Raw genomic sequence first — 18,816 nt, forward strand, 5'->3', positions numbered from 1 at the left:
GTGTCCACTAAAAAATAAGTGGACACTATCCTGACGGCGACAGCGCCAGGCTCAAGATGGGATTACCGGACGGTTACAATGGTCCTGACAATTGCTTCATCATTGGACAATCGGAGTCGCCAATTACCTGCGCCCGCGGTTTGTCTATCAATCCTCAGGTTTCTTTCGACGCCTGCCCGAAGCTGGACTATTTATTGGTTCCAGGAGGTCAAGGTACGCGAAAGGAAGTCGAAAACCACACTCTTGTGGAGTTTGTTGAGAGCCAGGCACGTGGCTGCCAAGCAGTTTTGTCTGTATGCACAGGTTCTTTCGTTCTCCACGCTGCTGGGCTTTTAGCGAATAAGAGAGCAACAACACACTGGGCGTCACTTGACCGACTCAAGGCTCTAGAACAAGTTGAAGTAGTAGAAGAGCGTTTCGTTAGGGACGGCAACATATGGACGTCTGCTGGCATATCAGCTGGAATTGACCTTATGTTTGCTTTCATAGCGAGCATTGCGGGAGACGAAGTCGCGGGGCAGGTGCAATTCAGCGCTGAGTATTATCCAGCCGCAACGAACTATGGTGGTTTTGAGAAGCACCCAAGTGCACCGATGTACCTAAAACGCAGTTAACCCGTATGAGCCTTCTCGGAATCAACAAGCGATAGTCATTTTTTTGGCCGCGTCAGCGGCCAATCCAAACCCTTCTTGCCGAAAACCTTGAAAAGATCCGTCAGTGACGTAGATTTATCGTCATGTTTACCTTCATCGAACCCCCTACATTTGAAGCGGATGCCAGAAAAAACTGGACGAAGGAGCGTAATGCTTTCTTCACCAGGCTTGCAAATGGTGAGATCTGGTTGTTGGTGATCTACAAAAAAGCCGTCAAGGACAACATGCCCGCGCATATCCTGAAGTCGATTCGTGAGGTATTGGAAAATGAGTAAAGAGACTCTGAGTACCGAGGAGCTTGGCAACAAGCTGCTCCAATCCGTGAAAGAAATGAAAGCGGCAAGGCCGCACGCGTCAGCCGTGTGGAACCTAATGAGGTGGCGGAGGCACGCGGTAAAACCGGCTTGACCCAGAGTGAAATTCGAAGGATAGAGGCCGGTTAGCCAGTTAGTCACGGCCACGCCCCCATTCCACAGCCGAGCTTGCTGGAATGACTGATGTGGTGGGGAAATCTGACACATGGAGTGTGTAATAACTGATTGAAATTACTGTAGCCTCTGCGCTGATCCTCCTGTACTTGGTCTTTAATCGTGAGGATGTCTACGAGGTACAGGTTGCCTTTGCGTCAGCCGTCATGGCGGTTTATCTGACGATCTATTTGTACGTTCCCCCTAAACTGGGGATAACAGCTACGCATTTGGGCCAGATTTTCGGGTTTGTCCCGACGGTGTCCTTTGGAGCCATCCTGTTCCCGGAATTGAATGTTCGGTTTCCGGTCGGCGTTACCCGGTTTTTGGGCTGGCTTGGGTTGGTGGTGGTTTTCTCAATCCTCTGCGTTTTGAAGATCTTCATTTGGTGAGGTGAGGGTGAGGACCTTTTGCGCCGGATGCTAGAATCCCTGCATGTATCGGCCATCACTGGAGAAAAAGTAGTATGAGCACGGATTCCGCACCTTATCCAATCGGTACGCCCGGTGCTCCCTGGGGCGAGTTCGAACGTGCCGAGTGGTTGTCACAACAGACCCGTCAACGCAGTTACGAATCCGAGGTGTTGAGTGTGATCGAGCGCCTGCGCTCGCGCTTCGACGTGGAACAGTATGGCCACCTGGACTATGGCACCGACAGTTATCCGTTGATGGCTATTCGGAGCCGCGACTGGCGTGACGATCTGCCGGTCGTGCTGGTAACGGGCGGGGTACACGGCTACGAAACCAGCGGCGTACATGGCGCACTGCAGTTCGTCGATCAGCATGCGGCGGATTACGCGGGCCGCGTTAACCTGCTGGTCGCACCGTGCGTCAGCCCTTGGGCGTACGAGCGCATCCATCGCTGGAACGCCAATGCGGTCGATCCGAATCGCTCATTCCGCGATGACGGTGCGGCAGAGGAGTCGACGGCACTGATGCGGCTGGTGGCGCCCGTCCGCGATCAGGCATTGATGCATATCGACCTGCACGAGACCACCGATACCGACGAAACGGAGTTTCGTCCCGCCCTGGCTGCCCGGGATGGCAAGCCGTTCGAACCGGGTGGTATTCCCGACGGTTTCTATCTGGTCGATGACAGCGAGAGCCCTCAGCCTGAATTCCAGCAGGCGTTGATCGAGGCGGTGGAGCAGGTCACTCATATCGCTCCGGCTGATGACAATGGAGAGATCTTCGGCTCACCGGTGGCCGCTCGGGGCGTCATTCAGTATCCGCTCAAGCAACTGGGCCTGTGCGCCAGTATCACTAGCGCCCCCTACAAGACCACCACCGAGGTCTATCCCGACAGCCCCCGTGCAACCCCCGAGCAATGCAATGCTGCGCAGGCTGCCGCGGTTTGTGCGGCGATCGATTACGTGCTGGCGCGCCAGTAGGGACGGGCAATTCGTGAGCCTATGGCCCACCCACGCTGGGCCGTTTGTTCCGGGGCAGAAAGCCATCCTCCGCGAGTTTCGAATGTAGTTCCTGAGGCTTAAGGTTTGCGAGATCCTTGTCGACCTGTGTCAGCGTCACCTGGTCGGTCGGAAGGTTGTTGAGCTCCGGTCTCAGGATTCCGAGCAACTGGCTTTCGGCACAGAGTACCAGGCGGCTGACGTTTTTTTCGCGAATGACCTGCTTCAGGTCGGCCACGATATCTTTGGCAAACTGGCGGTTGGCCCGATGTTCGCGTTTGTCGCGGTGTTCGTCGTAATTGTGATGCGGTATAGCTGTGCCCTGGCCTCCCTGGTGCTCACGCTGCGCCCCGCGACGGGTATCGCTCCAGATGTCCTTCTCACTCGCCGTGTGGTCCGGGTTGGATAGGGCCTTACATTCCGTCAGGTAGGGGGACCTTTCCACTTCCGGTGTTTCGGAGCGTTCCAGCGTGAAAATCCGGGCTTTTGCGAGCTCTGCTGTAATGACACAATAATCAGCCATGGTGTGCCTCCAGGTTTGTTCCGTCATAACTGTCCAGCCACTGTTGAACTGCTTTCCGGAAGCTGGCCTATATATCAGGTGTTTGGGTGTGGGGAAGGTATTTCAAGGGGGAGATCAGTACCCGCAAATCGCCAGATCCTGGTATAACCATTGGGGCAATCTGACAACGCTGTTCGACTACTGATCTCGCGCATGGAGCTCTCTGGAAGTGCCCGCGAATACGACTACGGCAATGATGTTCGCACAAACGCTGGCCAAGATCGGCAACGTGTAGCTCTGGCTCAGGTCATAAGCGAACCCTGCCGCGCTGGGCCCGATCAGGGTCCCGAATGCCACGCTGGTGTAAAGAATCCCAATCAGGCTCCCGACGTTCCGTCCGCCGAAGTAGTCCATGACAACGGCTGGAAGTAGCGCCACCCACCCGCCATAAAAAACACCGTAGATGAGCGCGAAGACCATTAAAAGCCAAGGGTCACTTGCGATCAACCAAATCGTCATAGCGAACGCCATACCGACGTACATCGCGAGGAGGGTGAGACGCCGCCCGAACCGGTCGGCGACCCCGCCGAGCAGGAAGCGACCGGCCGTGCTTCCGAAACCGATCACAGCTAGAAGATAAACGGCGACGTTGGGCACGACACCGTGATCCATCGCGTAGGGAACGAGGTGGACGAATGGCACGAATACGCCGAATGAGCAAAACAAGCACGCCACGTAGAGACCGATGAAGCGAGATGATTTAATGGCTGCGGCGACTGCGAAGCCCTTAAGTGGCTGGAATTGGCCGCCGACCTGCACAGGGTCGCCATCGGGCTCGAGGCCTCGATCCCGCGGGTTGTTAACGATCAGGAGAGCCATTCCCGCACCGACGGCCACGGCGAGTCCCCCTAGGCCGAAGTAAGCGCCGCGCCAGCCGAAGGATTCGATGAGCAGAGCAGCGAGCAGCGGCATGGCAAGTGTCCCCACACCGATTCCGCTGACCGCGATGCCAGAGGCGAAGCCCCGGCGGCGGATGAACCAGCGCTGTATAGTGCCAAGCACTGGTACATAGGAAAGGCCGACACCAAGCCCTATGCCGAACCCGTAGGCGATATAGACTTCCGTAAGGCTGCGGGCCATGCCCGCTAATGCCAGCCCAAGCCCCACCAATACCATACCGACCACCGCCAGCGACCGAGAGCCCCAGCGGTCGGCAAGTGGCCCGCTCAAGACTCCAAGGCCGAAGTATAAAAAGCCTGCAAGCGAGAAGACCAGAGAAACCGATCCACGCGAGGCGCCAAACTCGGCCTGTAGGGGAACGAGAAAGGCACTGAACGTATAGGCGCTGCCGAATCCGATGAATGTGATGGCGAACGCGGCTGCAACCACGAACCAACCATAGAAAAGGCCGACAGGCCGCGAGGTGATATTCATGAGGGCTTCCTTTAGATCACAGGATGACGGCGATGCCAGGGTGTGGTGCTCTGGAAGGCGGCACCGGCTCGAATGAGCATCGACTCGTCAAGATGGCCGGCGACAAGTTGGAAGCCGATCGGCAAGCCCTGCTCGGAGAAGCCGCCAGGCAGCGTGATGGTGGGATTGCCAGTCAGATTAAAGGGGCAGGTGTATCGCTGGAGGTTAAGTATCAGGTGAGGCTGTTCGCCCAACGTTTGTATGGCGTCGAGGCTCAGTGGCGCGAAGGGGTGTACTGGAGTGAGCAGCAAATCGACAGTGCTGAAAAAAGTGGCAACACGGCCGCTAAAATTCAGGCGCCGCAGTATCAGCTTCTGATAATCGATGCCCGAAAGAGTGCCACCTGTTTCGATAACGGACGCGAGCACTGCACCGTATTCGTTTTTGCGTGCGGGGTAGGTGGCTTGGTGTGCACAGGCCGCCTCTACGGCGCACGCGGGCGCCCAGTCCGCAACCGCCTGTGTCGCATCGGGGAAAGCGACATCAACGATATGAGCGCCGAGCGAGCGAAAAATTTCAATTGCTTCCGACAGCACCTCTTGGTTACCAGGGTCGACATCGGCGCTGTTCCACTCGGCATCCACGCCAATACGTACTCCCTGGATACCTTGTTTAATCGCCGCTGCGTAGTCGGGAGCAGGGCCGGGTATCGCAGTGGGATCCTTCGGGTCGCCACCTGCAATGATCGCTAATAGCATGGCGGCATCCGCGGCGCTACGGGCCATAGGGCCCACGTGATCCATGCTTGCGGCAAGCTCGAACACGCCGTGGCGACTGACACGACCCCACCCGGGCTTTAATCCCGTCACGCCATTGGCGGCTGCTGGCCAACGGATCGAGCCACCAGTATCGGAGGCAAGCGACCCATAACACAGTCCCGCCGCAGTCGCCGCGCCTGGCCCGCTAGAGGATATACCAGGCCAATAATCGGCGTTCCAGGCGTTTTTGGGCGGCGTGATCAGTGGGTGGTGATCGGAGTAGGCTCCTTCCGTGAGCTGTAGTTTGCCCAGCAAGACCGCGCCAGCTTCCTTGAGGCGTTGCACTACCGTGGCATCTTCTGTCGGGCAGTGCCCCTGGTGGATCGGCATTCCAGCCGCAGTTGGAATACCTTTAGTCCAGCAAAGATCCTTCACAGCGATTGGAACACCATGTAATACGCCGCGGTATCGGCCTGCGGCGATCTCCGCCTCAGCGGCCTCAGCTTGGGCGAGAGCAAGATCCGCAGTCACCAGCGCGTAGCTGTCTAGAGCGCCATCCACAGCGGCAATGCGATCGAGCTGCGCTCGCGTTACCGCAACCGGCGATATCTGGCGTGTTCTGATGAGCGTCGCCAATTCGGTGATGTCAAGGTAATGCAAGTCCGTAGATAGGGGCGTCATGAGGTTATCTCCACAATAAATTAAAGGATATGCGTGAGCACGTGTCTTTCGTAATCGAATCAGTGAGACTAAGCTGAATAAAGACTGCGCCCCTGCAGGGTTTGGCGCAAACGAGAAATTTTGCTTATTTCGCATTAGGTAAACTAAATCATTATGCACAAGCTCCCCCCTCTAAACGCCCTTCGCGCATTTGAGGCCACGGCGCGGCATCTCTCGGTCAAGAATGCCGCTGAAGAGCTTTGCGTCACGCCGGGTGCTGTAAGCCAAATGCTCAAGACGCTCGAACTCAATCTCGGGGTAAAGTTATTTCACCGGGTGAATCGCGGCATCTTCCTGACAGATATCGGGCAAACTTACCTCCCACCCGTAAGCAACGCCTTCAGGCAGTTAACCGAAGCGTCCAATCGCATTGTAAATACCGTGGACACGGGAATACTCACTATCAGTGTTACTTCGTTTTTCGCATCCGCGTGGCTCGTGCCACGCCTCACTCAATTCCAGGATGACAATCCGGAAATCGATCTCCGCGTGGTGACCAGTAATCGGTTAGTGGATTTTTCCCGTGATAGTGTCGACGTAGCTATTCGACATGGGCTCGGTGTTTACCCTGGCCTGTGTAGTGAGCGCGTGCTGGCGGTAGAGGTGGTTCCTGTGGCGGCGCCAGAGTTGGTTGCCAAGCTTGGCGAGCCGGAATTCCCCATCGATCTGACGCGCTGGCCGCACGTGCACGATGCTGAGCGCAAAGCCTGGCACTGTTGGTTTCAAGCGCAAGGTATAGAGGAAGTTGGCCCGCCGCGCGGCCCATCCTTTGACGACTCCGGCCTACTATTGCAGGCTGTGCTCACAGGCCAGGGCGTGGGTTTACTGCCCGCCGCCATGGTAGCGCCCGAGCTTGCAAAAGGGCGACTCGTTAAAGTCGCGGAGGTTACGCTGCTAGAGGATTTCGCCTATTACTTGGTCTACCCGGAGGACAGGAAGGCACGGCCGAAGGTCTCTGCTTTCCGTAACTGGATACTCGAGTCGGCCGCAGAAACCAATTAGAGATTCATCATTTGCCTCAGTCTTTACAGCATCACCTAGCTCATGATTAGAACGAAAAGATTAGTACTTCGGCAATGGAATGATGAAGATCTCCAGCCGTTTGCACAGATGTGTGCGGATAAGGGCGTCATGGAGTTCTTCCCGAAGCTTCTGACGGAGGGGGAAAGCTTCAGCATGGGAAGAACGATCAGGTCTCTCATTGCTGAACGCGGCTGGGGATTTTGGGCTGTAGAGATCCCTGGCAAAAGTAGATTTATCGGATTTGTCGGGTTACATATACCCAAAGACAATATGCCGTTCTCGCCGTGTGTTGAGATCGGCTGGCGCCTGGCGAAAGATTACTGGGGCATGGGTTATGCAGCAGAGGCTGCCAATGAGTCATTGCGGTATGCGTTTACGCATCTGGATTTAGACGAGGTGGTCTCTTTTACAACGGTGCGCAATATTCGCTCCCAGGCGGTCATGAAGAAAATTGGAATGTCCTACGCCAGTAATTTTATGCATCCGGATCTGGAATCTTCAGATCCGCTTTGCGAGCATGTTCTCTATAAGATAAGCAGAAGCCAGTGGGAAATGAACGCTTTGTAGCCGAGCGTCCATAGCTTGATGATAGGAGGCACCATGCCAAATCAGGAAATGGTAATGGGTGATATTGCAGTCACCAGGCTTCTTCCAAACATCTGCACCGACCGTATGGAAGAGACCAGGGACTTTTACACGGAGTTGCTCGGTTTCGTCGTTTGCTTCGAGCATCAGGGCTGGTACACACAAATGGCGTCACCGACAAACCCTCAGCTACAAGTCGGTATTGTGCGGCGCGATCACGAATTCACACCGAAGGCTTTCCAGCAACCGGCACAGGGCGTCATCATTTCCGCACAGGTTGAAGATGTCGATGTGGCGTACTCTGAAGTGCGAAGGCGCGGCATCCGCATTGAGCTCGAACTGCAAGATGAAAGCTTTGGGATGAGGCGCTTTATGGTGGCCGACCCGAATGGTGTGCTCGTTAATGTGTTTTCGTTCCCATGACGCCGTCAACTAAGCTGTGTGGCACTGTCTTCGTCTATTGCCCCCAGATAGCACGCTTTCTATAATCACCTGTTGGTTTGCGGCCTGCTCGCCGCCCAGCGACCTGTACAATCCCAATAAAAAAGGAAAACCACATGTTGAAACGTCGCTCTCTCCTGGCCGCCGCGGCCGCTACTCTGCTGTTCAGTGCCGTTACCCAAGCCGACTACAAGGATGAATACACCGTCTCCACCGTTCTCCCGTCCGCCTTCCCCTGGGGGCAGGCTGCCGACAAGTGGGTGGAGCTGGTGAAAGAGCGCTCCGATGGGCGTATCAACATGAAGATCTACAGCAACTCCCAACTGGTCTCCGGCGACCAGACCAAGGAGTTTTCGGCCATGCGTTCCGGGCTGATCGATATGTCGGTGGGTTCCACCATCAACTGGTCACCGCAGGTGCCTGAACTGAACCTGTTCTCCCTGCCTTTCCTGATGCCGGACTATGCAGCCATCGATGCGATCACCCAGGGGGAGGCCGGTGAGGCTGTTTTCGCGGCCATCAAGAAGCGCGGTGTCACCCCGCTGGCCTGGGGCGAGAACGGCTTCCGTGAGCTCTCCAACTCCAAGCTGACCATTGATGAGCCATCCGATCTGGATGGTCTTAAGATCCGCGTTGTCGGCTCGCCACTGTTCCAGGATACCTTCACGGCTCTGGGCGCCAACCCCACCCAGATGAGCTGGGCCGATGCCAAGCCGGCGCTGACCACCGGTGCTGTTGATGGCCAGGAAAACCCGCTGTCGGTCTTTGATGTGGCGCGTATCGACCAGGTTGGCCAGAAGTACCTGACCCGCTGGCACTATATGGCGGACCCGCTGGTGTTTGCAGTCAGCAACAGCATCTGGGACCAGTTCAGCGAGGAAGACCAGGCGTTGCTGAAGCAGGCGGCGATTGATGCCGGCCAGTGGGAGATTGAGAAATCCCGTAGCGAAATCGATGAGACCCTCGCTGCCATCAAGGATCGAGGCGTGGAAGTCACCGAGCTGACTGATGAACAGCGCGATGCCTTCGTAGAGGCTACGCAGTCGGTCTATGACCAGTGGACTCCGCGCATTGGCGAGGATCTGGTCAAGCAGGCACAGGAAGCGGTCGCAAACCGCAACCAGTAACAGCGACCTGCCCAGGCGCCCGCCACCACTGGCGGGCGTTCTTTTCAAAACGGAGTCACCATGCCGTCCCGTCCCCCCAAGTTCCGCCCCGACGCCTGGCTGGCTACCATCGCCCTGGTTGCGATCTGCGTGATCAGCCTGGGTAATGTGATCGTTCGCTACGCTACCGATGCGTCGTTCGCTTTTACCGAAGAGTTCTCGGTGTTCTGCCTGGTTGTGCTTACCTTCGCGGGTGCAGCGGTGGCAGCGCGCCATAACCAGCACATCCGTATTGAGCTGATCGAGCACTACCTCCCGTCCCGGGCAAGAAAGGTGGTCTTTGTGCTGCAATGGCTGGGTGGCGTGACCGTTCTGGGCATCATGACCTGGTATGGCAGCACGTTTGCCCTGCAGGAATACCGGTGGGAATCACTGTCTCCGGGGCTGGGGTTACCTAACTGGATCTATGTGATTTGGCTGCCGCTGTTGTCTGTCGCCATCATCATTCGCATGACTCAGAACCTCGTCGACCGCCTGCGTGGCAGGGAAGACCCGGAGGTGATCCATGAGTCCTGACCTGCTGATGATTGGCGGCTTCCTGCTGGCCTTGCTGCTTGGAATGCCAGTGGCGATTGCCCTCGGCCTGGGCGGGCTGGTGGGGATTGTGGCGGGGCTGCCCACAACGATGCTGGGTACGTTCGGCACCAACACCTATAACAGTGTGGCCAAGTACCCGCTGATTGCGATTCCGCTGTTTATCCTGACGGGCCTGATTTTCGAGCGTGCGGGTGTTGCCGCCGCTTTGGTGCGTTTTGCCCAGTCCATTATCGGCCCCCGGCATGGCGGGTTGACCGTTGTCGCGGTGCTGGTGTGCCTGATCATGGGTGGCATGAGCGGCTCTGGCCCTGCGGATGCGGCCGCCGTCGCGATGGTGATGCTGCCGAGCATGCAGAAGGCCGGCTACCCGAAGCCGTTTTCAGCGTCACTCATTGCCGCCTCGTCGTCCACTGCGATCCTGATTCCGCCGTCCATTGCGCTGATTCTCTATTCCATCGTGGTGCCCGGCGTGGATCTGCGGGCGCTGTTTGCGGCGGGTATATTTCCGGGCATCCTGGCGGGCGTGTCCCTGCTGGCGCCGGCTCTATACTTCGCCAAAAAATACCGTTGGGAAGATCCGGAAGCGGTCGAGCGCCCACCGTTCTGGCCCAGTTTCAAGGCAGCCCTGCCTGCCTTGTTTGCGCCGGTGATCATTCTTGGCGGGCTCCGTTCAGGCCTGTTCACTCCAACTGAAGCGGCGGTGGTCGCGGTGACCTACGGGGTGCTCGTCGGTTGCGTGCTTTATCGCAATCTCAGCCTCCGGAACCTCTGGGGCCTAATGACGGAGGCCGCCGTTACCTCCGGCGTGGTCATGTTCATCATCGCACTGGCGGGCATCTTCGCCTGGGCGGGCACCACGCTTGGGACCTTCCAGCACCTGGCGGATGTCCTGCTATCCCTTTCCGAAAACGGCTGGGTGCTGTTGGGGCTGGTGATGGTGCTGGTGTTGATCGCCGGCATGCTGCTGGATGCGATTTCCATCTACCTGATCCTGATCCCGATTGTGCTGCCGCTGATGAATCATTTTGGCTGGAACCCGATCTGGTTCGGCATCCTGCTGGCGATGAATATCGCTATCGGCCAGTTCACTCCGCCGGTTGCGGTTAACCTGATGGTCACCACCCGCATTGCCAATATCCGCCTGGAACACACCATCGGCTGGGCAATGGTTTTTGTTGTCGCCATGGCTGCCAGCCTGGTGCTGGTGATGCTGATGCCGGGGATTGCATTGTGGTTACCGGAAAAGCTCGGTTATGTGGTGGGGCCGTGGTAGTCGGGGCATTCCAGGTTGGGGCAGAAGGCTCCCCGCAATACAGCAAGATTCGGGTCGGCACCCGGTAAACGACCTCTTATGATCATCTCTGTTGGTGGGGAATCCCCGCTCATTTTAAACAGAGATTGAGAGGCTTGAGAGATGGGTGCACTTGCAAATAAGGTGGCTATCGTTACGGGTGCCAGCGCAGGTATTGGCGCCGCGACTGCCAGACTTTTCGCCAAGGAAGGCGCTACGGTTGTTGTGGCGGCGAGGAGAGAGTTCGAGCTCGAAGCTTTGGTTGAGGCCATAAAGCAAGAGGGTGGGCAGGCGCTGGCGGTTGCTGGGGATATTGGCGACGAGCATTTTGCCAGGAGGCTCGTTGAAGAAACCCTGGAGCGGTTTGGCAAGCTGGACGTTGCGTTTAATAACGCCGGTATTTTGGGCGCGATGGGGCCGGTGCCCGATATGTCACTGGCTGACTGGAATCAGGTGATCACCACCAACCTGACGGGCGCTTTCCTCGCAGCCAAGTACCAACTGCCTGCCATGCTGTCGGGTGGCGGAGGCTCGTTGATTTTTACGTCTACGTTTGTTGGCCATACCGTGGGGATGCCCGGTATGGGGGCCTATGCCTCCAGCAAAGCGGGGCTGGTCGGCCTGACACAGGTTCTTGCCTCCGAATACGGCTCCCAGAACATTCGGGTGAATGCACTATTGCCGGGCGGCACGGACACGGAAGCGGCCAGGGAGTTTGCGAACACGTCCGAGGCTTTGGAATTCGTGTGTAACCTGCATGCCATGAAGCGAATTGCGAAGCCCGAGGAAATTGCTCAATCTGCACTGTACCTTGCTTCTGATGCCTCCAGCTTTACAACCGGGTCTGCGCTGTTGGTTGATGGTGGTGTGTCGATTAATCGTGTCTGAGGATTCGGGCCATGTCTGACTATAACCGAATTGAAAAGGCCATGACCTACATGTCGGAACACACCTCCAGGCAGCCAACCCTGGAGGAGGTGGCCGCTCATGTTCACCTTAGCCCGTTCCATTTCCAGCGGGTATTCTGTCGGTGGGCAGGAACCACACCCAAGCGTTTCCTGCAGGCGCTGACGCTGGAGCGTGGTAAAAGAATGCTTAAGGAAGAGCAATCGCTGATGGATGTTTCCCACGCCATAGGCCTGAGTGGTGGCGCACGGTTGCATGATCACTTTGTGACACTGGAGGCCGTGACACCCGGTGAGTACAGGAACAACGGCGAAGGCGTTGCTATTCAATACGGGTTCCATGACACGCCTCTGGGCAAGATGTTTGTGGCGGTTACCCGGCGAGGCGTTTGCCGAATGGAGTTTCTGGATTACGGGTCCGCCGATGAAGTGCTCACTGAATTACGCAAAACCTGGCCCAAGGGCGAACTGATACAGAACGAGAGCGCCACAAGCTACGTGATTGATGCACTGTTCAGCGAGCACGCGGGTTGGGGGCATGGCCCTTTGTCCCTGAACGTAGTGGGTACGAATTTCCAGGTGGCAGTGTGGCGGGCACTGCTGAGAATCCCGCCCGGGAGGCTGGCCAGCTACTCTCAGATTGCCAGGGCATTGGGTTATCCCAAGGCATCAAGGGCAGTGGGTAATGCGGTTGGCGCCAATCCCGTTGCGTTGCTGATCCCGTGCCACCGTGTTATCCAGCAAAGCGGCGCTATGGGCGGGTACCGCTGGGGAGCACCGAAGAAACAGATGGTACAGATGTGGGAGCAATTGCGCGAAGAGCCAGTTGAGCTGTATCTTTGAAAGGACAACCGATGCGTAAGATTCTGATTATGAGTGTGATTTTTTCTGTTGCTGGGTGCAGCAGTAAGGCTGTATACGACAATGTCCAGCTCAACAATCGCCAGGAATGCCTGAATGTTCCACCGCCTCAGTATGACGAGTGTATGGACCGCTCAAATAAGACATACGAAGAGTACAAAAGGGAGCGCGAGGTAATTGTCGGGACAGAGTAGGGAGCGTCGTCGGCAGAGTGCGGGGGCCAGATCACTTCGTGTGATCCGGTGTTCATCATTTGCTTTAGGAGAAGCAGTTTGAATATTACGGATTTACCTTTTGGGGTTACGGACTGGTCTGAAGTTGAGAAGACTGAACACGCCGGGGAACAGGGGTCGGCATACTGGCAGACCCGCACCTTTGGGGATATCCGTGTTCGTATGGTGGAGTACAGCCCCGGCTACTTAGCCGATCACTGGTGTGCCAAAGGGCACATTTTGCTCTGCCTGGAAGGTGAGCTCCACACTGAGCTGAAGGACGGGCGCAGCTTTGTTCTCCACCCTGGATCGAGCTACCAGGTAGCAGACAATGCTGAGCTCCATCGGTCTTCGACTGAGCAAGGGGCCAAGTTGTTTGTCGTGGACTGAAACCACGTAAACAGGCGATGTATCGGGGGCTTGCCACAGGAGGCGAAGCTATGATTAAGAGAATCTGGCACGGCTGGACAACGAATGCGAACGCTGACTCGTACGAGTCGCTTCTTAAAGAGGAAATATTTCCGGGGATAGCGGCAAAGGGCCTATCCGGATATCGCGACATTCAACTGCTGCGTCGGCCACATGAAAATGAGGTGGAATTTATTACGATTATGACGTTCGATTCGTGGGATTCCGTGAAAGGGTTTGTTGGTGAGGATCTGTCCGTGTCCTATGTTCCTGCAAAGGCTCAAGAGGTTCTGTCGCGTTGGGATGACCGATCCCAACACTACGAAGTCCGGGAGCATTTATCGTATTGATGAGTGGCTGGCCCCACCATACGGTCAAAGGGAAACTAACCCCCATTCTTTGAATTAAACCGCAAGATTCGGATTGTCGCTCCTTCCAAAGGATTTCATATTGACTGCATTCCCAAGAATATAAGGAAGAAGAGGAATGAAAGCAGTCAATAGTTCCATGGGGCTACTAGAGTGGCTCCTAATAGTAGCTTTGTCAGTTCTCTGGGGTGGCTCATTTTTTTTCGTTGAGGTTGCGGTTGGTGCCCTCGCGCCCTTCACTATAGTCGCGCTACGCGTCGGGCTGGCGGCGCTAGCGCTCAACATCATAGTTCTTGCGATGGGGTTGAGGATGCCAAGAAATCGGCAGTTGTGGTCTGCCTTTCTTGGCATGGGTTTCCTTAATAACATGGTACCGTTTAGCTTAATCGTCTGGGGGCAGGCACATATCAGCAGCGGTCTCGCCTCGATCCTAAATGCTTCAACCCCCTTTTTTACCGTGGTCGCCGCACACTACTTAACCAGTGATGAAAAAATGACCGGGAGACGCCTCGCGGGGGTGGTACTCGGCGTTGCAGGCGTTGTGTTCATGATTGGCTTGGAAGCCCTTGAGGGGCTTGTCATTAACACGCTCGCCCAGCTTGCGGTTATCGGTGCTGCGATCTCCTACGCATTAGCCGGTATTTACGGTCGCCGTTTCCGAAATCTGGATTGCTCGCCATTAATCACGGCTACCGGCCAAGTGACAACCTCTGCAATAGTACTAGTTCCGTTAGCTCTCATGATCGAACAGCCCTGGATCCAGCCTCTGCCCGCCATGGAGGTTTGGTGGGCAGTTCTAGGACTCGCCTTGTTGTCCACTGCGCTCGCCTATATCGTTTATTTTCGCATCCTTGCGACAGCGGGGGCGACGAATCTATTACTCGTAACCTTCCTTATCCCTATCAGCGCCATGCTGCTCGGCACTGCAATTCTCGGTGAACAACTCGAGCCAAAACACTTTGGAGGCATCGGTCTTATTGGGCTAGGACTTGCTGCGATCGACGGACGGCTATTTGGTATCTTGCGGCGCTCGCTTTTTCCCAACCGACGTAAGGCATCGCCCACTCTCAAAGAGCCCCCGGAGAGGGTCGATTGAAAGTTCAGGCGTCCCGAGCTTTTCGGGCCCGATACTCAGGCACCGGCAGGCCGCCCATCCCCCAATCCTCCAATGCAACTTCATCGATCACAACCATGGTCGCGGACGGTTTTTTGTCCAGCACCCTGACAAGCAGATCGGTGGCCCCGGCGATGAGCTCCGCTTTTTGCTCAGCGGACGGGCCTTTGCCCTCCGGCCTACCTTCGCGGGTGACTTTGATATTGACATACGGCATGGTCAGTCTCCTTGGTTTGTCATTTCGTAGTAAAAGATTTTGGCCATGATGGCCCACCGGCCATGGTCGAACACCAGTGTCAGGAAGTCGGTGTATTCGCGGCCCATCATGGTCATTTCCACTTTCGCGAAAGCGAGGGTATTGCCTCCTGTCTCGATGGAGATGATGCGCTCCTTGCGCGTCTCTCCGGTGTTTGCGGGCGGCACCCGTTGATCCAGGACTTGCCGGTATTCGGGAAACGACAGTGCCCGGTAATCCTCTGGCATCGCGCTCACATACTGGGCGTGAGGATGGAACACAGTGGCGAGCATGGCGCTATCGGCCCGGTACAGCCCTTCGAAATAGGTTTCGAGCAGGGCCAGGATGGCTTCATAAGGCTGGGGCGGGTTCATTGTGCGATCAGCCCTTCCGCCTGCATGGCGGCCTTGACGCTCGGCCGCGCCCTCACTCGATCCCACAAGGCTTTCAGGGACGGCTAACCCTTGAGATCGATACCGGCCACGTCGGCCCAACTGCAAACCACAAAGAGATAGGCGTCGGCAACAGTGAAGACGTCACCCAACAGGTAGGCTCGTCCATCGGCATGCAAGCGCCGGGTTTGAAATACAGTTTCATGGGTAGGTCTCCTCTGTGTGACAAGCACCAGGCTTGGACAACGAAGAGATTACGTCTTGAAATGAGAATAATATAATATTGAGTTATTATTAATACGATAATTTAAATGGATCATTAAGGGGCGCTGATGAAGCTGGAGCAATTGCGGGTGCTGGATGCCATCGTCACGCAGGGAAGCTTCCGCAAGGCTTCGGAGGCGCTCTACAAGTCCCAGCCCGCTTTAAGCCAGGCCATCAAGAGCCTGGAAGAGGAAACCGGGCTGAGTCTGTTATCCCGGGAAGGTTACCGCCCTGTACTTACTCCGGCCGGTAAGGCGTTTTACCGTCAGGCGCGGGTTGTGCTGGATCAGGTGCAATCCCTGAAGGAGCTGGCTGGTAAGTTGTCTGCCAGTCAGGAAGCGGAGGTGCGGCTTTCAGTGACCGCCACCTGCCCACTGGGCGAGCTCCTGTCGGTGATTGGCGAGGTCAAAAAGACGTTCCCCGCCACGGATATCCGGTTGATGTCCGATGCCATGGGCGGGAGTGCTGAACGTCTCATGGCGGGAGAAACCGAGCTTATCATTGCCACTCTGGATGGGCTGGCCGCTGAGGCTGTTCTTGCCACTCCCTACACCATGGTGAATATTATACCGGTGGCTCATCCCGACTATGGTCCGGCATGCAGTCGCAAGCGGCTGAGCAATGCCGAAATGCGCCCCTATGTGCAGGTTGTGGTGGCTGGCACCGGCAGGGGAAGGTATGACCAGAGCAGGGACGTAGTGCCGGATGGTTTGCGGTGGACGGTGTCGGATTTTGCCGCTAAAAAGGAGATTGTTGTCGCCGGCATGGGGTGGGGCGGTATACCGGAACATTTGATAACCGAGGAGTTGGAGTCCGGTGTATTGGTCCCGCTGAATTTGGAGAGCTACCCGATTCGCTGTTCCCAACTACACGTGATACGCCGGCGGGAAGGCGCGCTCGGCGTTGTTGCCAATGCACTTTGGGAGGGACTGGCCCAGTAGATGAAATCTTGCCAGAGTGTGTGAACTTAGCGCTGCTACTGTCACGAATACTTAACCATGGGATATAAAGATGACCATTCAGGAAATGCTCGGTATTGATTTCCCCATCATCCAGGCGCCGATGGCCGGCGTGCAGGAACATGAACTTGCCGTGGCGGTGTCCAACGCGGGAGGCCTTGGGTCACTGCCCTGTGCCATGCTCAGCCCTGAAGGTCTGCGCAACGAACTGACGGCACTGACAAGCCAGACCAGCAAGCCGTACAACGTCAATTTCTTCTGTCATGTGCCGCCTGAACCTGATGCTGAGGCAGAGCGCCATTGGCGGCGCGCCCTTGCGCCTTATTTCGACGAGTTTGGTATCGATCCCGACACTATCTCCTCGCAAGCGGGTAGGTCGCCGTTCAGCGCCGAGATGGCTGAGGTGCTGGCGGAGTTCAGGCCGCCGGTAGTGAGCTTTCACTTCGGCCTGCCTGCGCCTGAGTTGATGGATCGCATACGAGGGTGGGGCGGGAAGATACTGTCGACCGCCACAACGGTGGACGAAGCGCTCTGGTTGGAAGCCCGGGGCGTCGACGCCATCATCGCGCAGGGGCTTGAGGCCGGTGGGCATCGTGGGTTTTTCCTGTCCAGGGACATCAGTACCCAGATGGGCACTTTCGCCCTGCTTCCGCAGGTAGTAGAGGCGGTGAAGGTACCCGTTATCGCCGCTGGCGGTATTGCGGACGCTAAAGGCGTGCAGGCTGCGATGACGCTTGGGGCGACTGGAGTGCAGATTGGCACTGCGTATTTATTGTGCCCTGAAGCCCAGACCAAGCCAGTGCACCGCAGTGCCCTGAAATCAGAGGCCAGCCGTGTTACCGCATTGACGAATCTGTTCAGCGGTGGGGCGGCCCGGGGTATCGTGAACCGCATAATGCGTGAACTGGGGCCGATGAGCTCCGATGCCCCGGCTTTCCCCCTGGCGTCAGCCGCTATTGCTCCTTTGCGCGCAAAGGCCGAAGCCAAGGGCAGCGGTGACTTCTCGCCTTTGTGGGCGGGGCAGAATACCAGTGGCTGCCGGGAGGTTTCTGCGGCAATACTTACGCGGGAGCTGGCGGGTGTGGGGAAGTGAGCACGCTCACTTGTCTTCGTAGCTGCATCCAATAGACTGATAATGGCTGTCGGCAAAGCAACTTATCGTTTAGCGGCAGCATAAAGACAGCAAAATTCCCCCATAAACGAGAGGAATGGCCGTGTCCCCTATTTCCCGCTTTCGCCGCGCCGCGGCTTTGACCCTGATGCTGATCGCCGGGCCGGCCATGGCCGCGGACCCGGTGGTGGTTTCGTCCAAGATCGATACGGAAGGTGCCGTGCTGGGTCAGATGATCCTGCAGTCCCTGGAGGAGGCCGGCATTCCGGTGGAGAATCGCCTCCAGTTGGGGGCAACCAGCATCGTGCGCAATGCCATCAAGGCGGGCGAGATCGACATCTATCCGGAATACACCGGCAACGCCGCCTTCTTCCATGACCAGGCCGACCGGGATATCTGGAAGGATGCGGGCAAGGCCTACCAGCAGGCAGCCAGCCTGGATAAGGAGGCACACAATATCATCTGGCTGGAACCGGCCGAGGCCAACAACACCTGGGCCATGAGCGTGCGGGGGGACCTGGCTCGGGACAACAACCTGCAAACACTCGAAGACCTGGCGGCCTATATCAACGAAGGCGGCGCCTTCAAGTTTGCGGCCAGTGCCGAGTTTGTCGAGTCCGACAGTGCCTTGCCCGCGTTCCAGGACGCCTACGGCTTCACGCTGGGGTCCGACCAGTTGCTGGTTCTCTCCGGCGGCAACACCGCCGCGACGCTCCGGGCCGCTGCACTGAATGACAACGATGTGAATGGCGCCATGACCTACGGCACCGATGGCGGCCTCGATGCCCTGGACCTGAAAGTTATGGAAGACACCCTGGGCGTGCAACCGGTCTACCAGCCTGCGCCTATCGTGAGGGCCGAGGTGCTGGAGACCTATCCGAAGATCCGTGAGGTCCTGGCCCCTATCTTCGAATCCCTGAGCCTGGAAACCCTCCAGCGCCTGAACGGCGAGGTCGCGGTGAACGGCGTGCCGGCCGAGAAGGTAGCCCGGGACTACCTGGATTCCCTGGCCCGGGACTGAGG

Annotated in this window: 23 protein-coding genes; 17 read left to right on the forward strand and 6 right to left on the reverse strand. The window is 57.0% G+C overall.

Going from position 1 to position 18,816, the window contains the following annotated elements:
• Window positions 1–56 precede the first annotated feature (56 nt).
• From NLU14_RS11910 to NLU14_RS11920, 3 genes are all read left to right on the forward strand, one after another.
• Window positions 57–614, forward strand: a complete 558-nt coding sequence (locus NLU14_RS11910) for a DJ-1/PfpI family protein (protein ID WP_275706769.1) — start codon at window positions 57–59, stop codon at window positions 612–614.
• A gap of 122 nt (window positions 615–736) precedes the next feature.
• The gene (locus tag NLU14_RS11915) at window positions 737–928 is read left to right on the forward strand and encodes a hypothetical protein (RefSeq protein ID WP_275706771.1); all 192 of its coding nucleotides are present in this window, start codon (window positions 737–739) and stop codon (window positions 926–928) included.
• Between the two features lie 658 nt (window positions 929–1,586).
• Window positions 1,587–2,510, forward strand: coding sequence for a M14 family metallopeptidase (locus NLU14_RS11920; protein ID WP_275706773.1), 924 nt, complete (start codon window positions 1,587–1,589; stop codon window positions 2,508–2,510).
• 19 nt (window positions 2,511–2,529) lie between these two features.
• Here NLU14_RS11920 and NLU14_RS11925 read toward each other — a convergent pair whose 3' ends face one another.
• The 3 genes from NLU14_RS11925 to NLU14_RS11935 form a co-directional block, all read right to left on the reverse strand.
• Window positions 2,530–3,051, reverse strand: a complete 522-nt coding sequence (locus NLU14_RS11925) for a host attachment protein (protein ID WP_275706774.1) — start codon at window positions 3,049–3,051, stop codon at window positions 2,530–2,532.
• A 177-nt stretch (window positions 3,052–3,228) separates the two neighbouring features.
• Window positions 3,229–4,464 carry an MFS transporter gene (locus tag NLU14_RS11930; protein ID WP_275706776.1) on the reverse strand — a complete coding sequence of 412 codons (1,236 nt, stop codon included), beginning with the start codon at window positions 4,462–4,464 and terminating at the stop codon, window positions 3,229–3,231.
• 11 nt (window positions 4,465–4,475) lie between these two features.
• Complete coding sequence (locus NLU14_RS11935; protein ID WP_275706779.1) at window positions 4,476–5,882, reverse strand: amidase; 1,407 nt, start codon at window positions 5,880–5,882, stop codon at window positions 4,476–4,478.
• 153 nt (window positions 5,883–6,035) lie between these two features.
• Here NLU14_RS11935 and gcvA point away from each other — a divergent pair, with 153 nt between their 5' ends.
• From gcvA to NLU14_RS11990, 11 genes are all read left to right on the forward strand, one after another.
• Window positions 6,036–6,923 carry a transcriptional regulator GcvA gene (gene gcvA, locus NLU14_RS11940; protein WP_275706781.1) on the forward strand — a complete coding sequence of 296 codons (888 nt, stop codon included), beginning with the start codon at window positions 6,036–6,038 and terminating at the stop codon, window positions 6,921–6,923.
• Between the two features lie 42 nt (window positions 6,924–6,965).
• Window positions 6,966–7,511 (forward strand): GNAT family N-acetyltransferase, encoded by a 546-nt coding sequence (locus NLU14_RS11945; protein ID WP_275706784.1) that lies wholly within the window; start codon window positions 6,966–6,968, stop codon window positions 7,509–7,511.
• A 54-nt stretch (window positions 7,512–7,565) separates the two neighbouring features.
• Entirely contained in the window at window positions 7,566–7,952 is a 387-nt protein-coding gene (locus tag NLU14_RS11950) for a VOC family protein (protein ID WP_275706786.1), read from the forward strand.
• 134 nt (window positions 7,953–8,086) lie between these two features.
• Window positions 8,087–9,097, forward strand: a complete 1,011-nt coding sequence (locus tag NLU14_RS11955; protein WP_275706788.1) for a DctP family TRAP transporter solute-binding subunit — start codon at window positions 8,087–8,089, stop codon at window positions 9,095–9,097.
• Between the two features lie 60 nt (window positions 9,098–9,157).
• On the forward strand, window positions 9,158–9,652 hold the full coding sequence (locus tag NLU14_RS11960; protein WP_275706791.1) for a TRAP transporter small permease: 495 nt from the start codon (window positions 9,158–9,160) through the stop codon (window positions 9,650–9,652).
• On the forward strand, window positions 9,642–10,946 hold the full coding sequence (locus NLU14_RS11965; protein ID WP_275706793.1) for a TRAP transporter large permease: 1,305 nt from the start codon (window positions 9,642–9,644) through the stop codon (window positions 10,944–10,946). Before NLU14_RS11960 ends, NLU14_RS11965 begins: the two co-directional genes overlap by 11 nt.
• Before the next feature lie 141 nt (window positions 10,947–11,087).
• Window positions 11,088–11,852, forward strand: coding sequence for an SDR family oxidoreductase (locus NLU14_RS11970; RefSeq protein WP_275706795.1), 765 nt, complete (start codon window positions 11,088–11,090; stop codon window positions 11,850–11,852).
• A gap of 11 nt (window positions 11,853–11,863) precedes the next feature.
• Window positions 11,864–12,712 (forward strand): bifunctional transcriptional activator/DNA repair enzyme AdaA, encoded by an 849-nt coding sequence (locus NLU14_RS11975; RefSeq protein ID WP_275706796.1) that lies wholly within the window; start codon window positions 11,864–11,866, stop codon window positions 12,710–12,712.
• Between the two features lie 290 nt (window positions 12,713–13,002).
• Window positions 13,003–13,332, forward strand: coding sequence for a DHCW motif cupin fold protein (locus NLU14_RS11980; RefSeq protein WP_275706798.1), 330 nt, complete (start codon window positions 13,003–13,005; stop codon window positions 13,330–13,332).
• Window positions 13,333–13,382: 50 nt separating this feature from the next.
• Entirely contained in the window at window positions 13,383–13,700 is a 318-nt protein-coding gene (locus tag NLU14_RS11985) for an antibiotic biosynthesis monooxygenase (protein ID WP_275706800.1), read from the forward strand.
• A 136-nt stretch (window positions 13,701–13,836) separates the two neighbouring features.
• A complete protein-coding gene (locus NLU14_RS11990; protein WP_275706802.1) occupies window positions 13,837–14,814 on the forward strand; it encodes a DMT family transporter in 978 nt (325 codons plus the stop codon).
• Window positions 14,815–14,818: 4 nt separating this feature from the next.
• Here NLU14_RS11990 and NLU14_RS11995 read toward each other — a convergent pair whose 3' ends face one another.
• The 3 genes from NLU14_RS11995 to NLU14_RS23130 all read right to left on the reverse strand — a co-directional run bounded on the left by NLU14_RS11995 (window position 14,819) and on the right by NLU14_RS23130 (window position 15,692).
• A complete protein-coding gene (locus tag NLU14_RS11995; protein WP_275706804.1) occupies window positions 14,819–15,049 on the reverse strand; it encodes a tautomerase family protein in 231 nt (76 codons plus the stop codon).
• Window positions 15,050–15,051: 2 nt separating this feature from the next.
• Window positions 15,052–15,441 carry a nuclear transport factor 2 family protein gene (locus NLU14_RS12000; protein ID WP_275706806.1) on the reverse strand — a complete coding sequence of 130 codons (390 nt, stop codon included), beginning with the start codon at window positions 15,439–15,441 and terminating at the stop codon, window positions 15,052–15,054.
• An 83-nt stretch (window positions 15,442–15,524) separates the two neighbouring features.
• Window positions 15,525–15,692, reverse strand: a complete 168-nt coding sequence (locus NLU14_RS23130; RefSeq protein ID WP_420845063.1) for a glutathione S-transferase C-terminal domain-containing protein — start codon at window positions 15,690–15,692, stop codon at window positions 15,525–15,527.
• Between the two features lie 99 nt (window positions 15,693–15,791).
• Here NLU14_RS23130 and NLU14_RS12005 point away from each other — a divergent pair, with 99 nt between their 5' ends.
• The 3 genes from NLU14_RS12005 (at window position 15,792) to osmF (ending at window position 18,814) form a co-directional block, all read left to right on the forward strand.
• Window positions 15,792–16,664, forward strand: coding sequence for a LysR family transcriptional regulator (locus tag NLU14_RS12005; protein ID WP_275706808.1), 873 nt, complete (start codon window positions 15,792–15,794; stop codon window positions 16,662–16,664).
• Window positions 16,665–16,734: 70 nt separating this feature from the next.
• Window positions 16,735–17,775, forward strand: coding sequence for an NAD(P)H-dependent flavin oxidoreductase (locus NLU14_RS12010; RefSeq protein ID WP_275706810.1), 1,041 nt, complete (start codon window positions 16,735–16,737; stop codon window positions 17,773–17,775).
• 115 nt (window positions 17,776–17,890) lie between these two features.
• A complete protein-coding gene (osmF, locus tag NLU14_RS12015; protein WP_275706812.1) occupies window positions 17,891–18,814 on the forward strand; it encodes a glycine betaine ABC transporter substrate-binding protein OsmF in 924 nt (307 codons plus the stop codon).
• The last annotated feature ends 2 nt before the right edge of the window (window positions 18,815–18,816 follow it).

The organism is Marinobacter iranensis, from assembly GCF_029207565.1.
In the GTDB taxonomy this organism is placed as follows: Bacteria; Pseudomonadota; Gammaproteobacteria; order Pseudomonadales; family Oleiphilaceae; genus Marinobacter; species Marinobacter iranensis.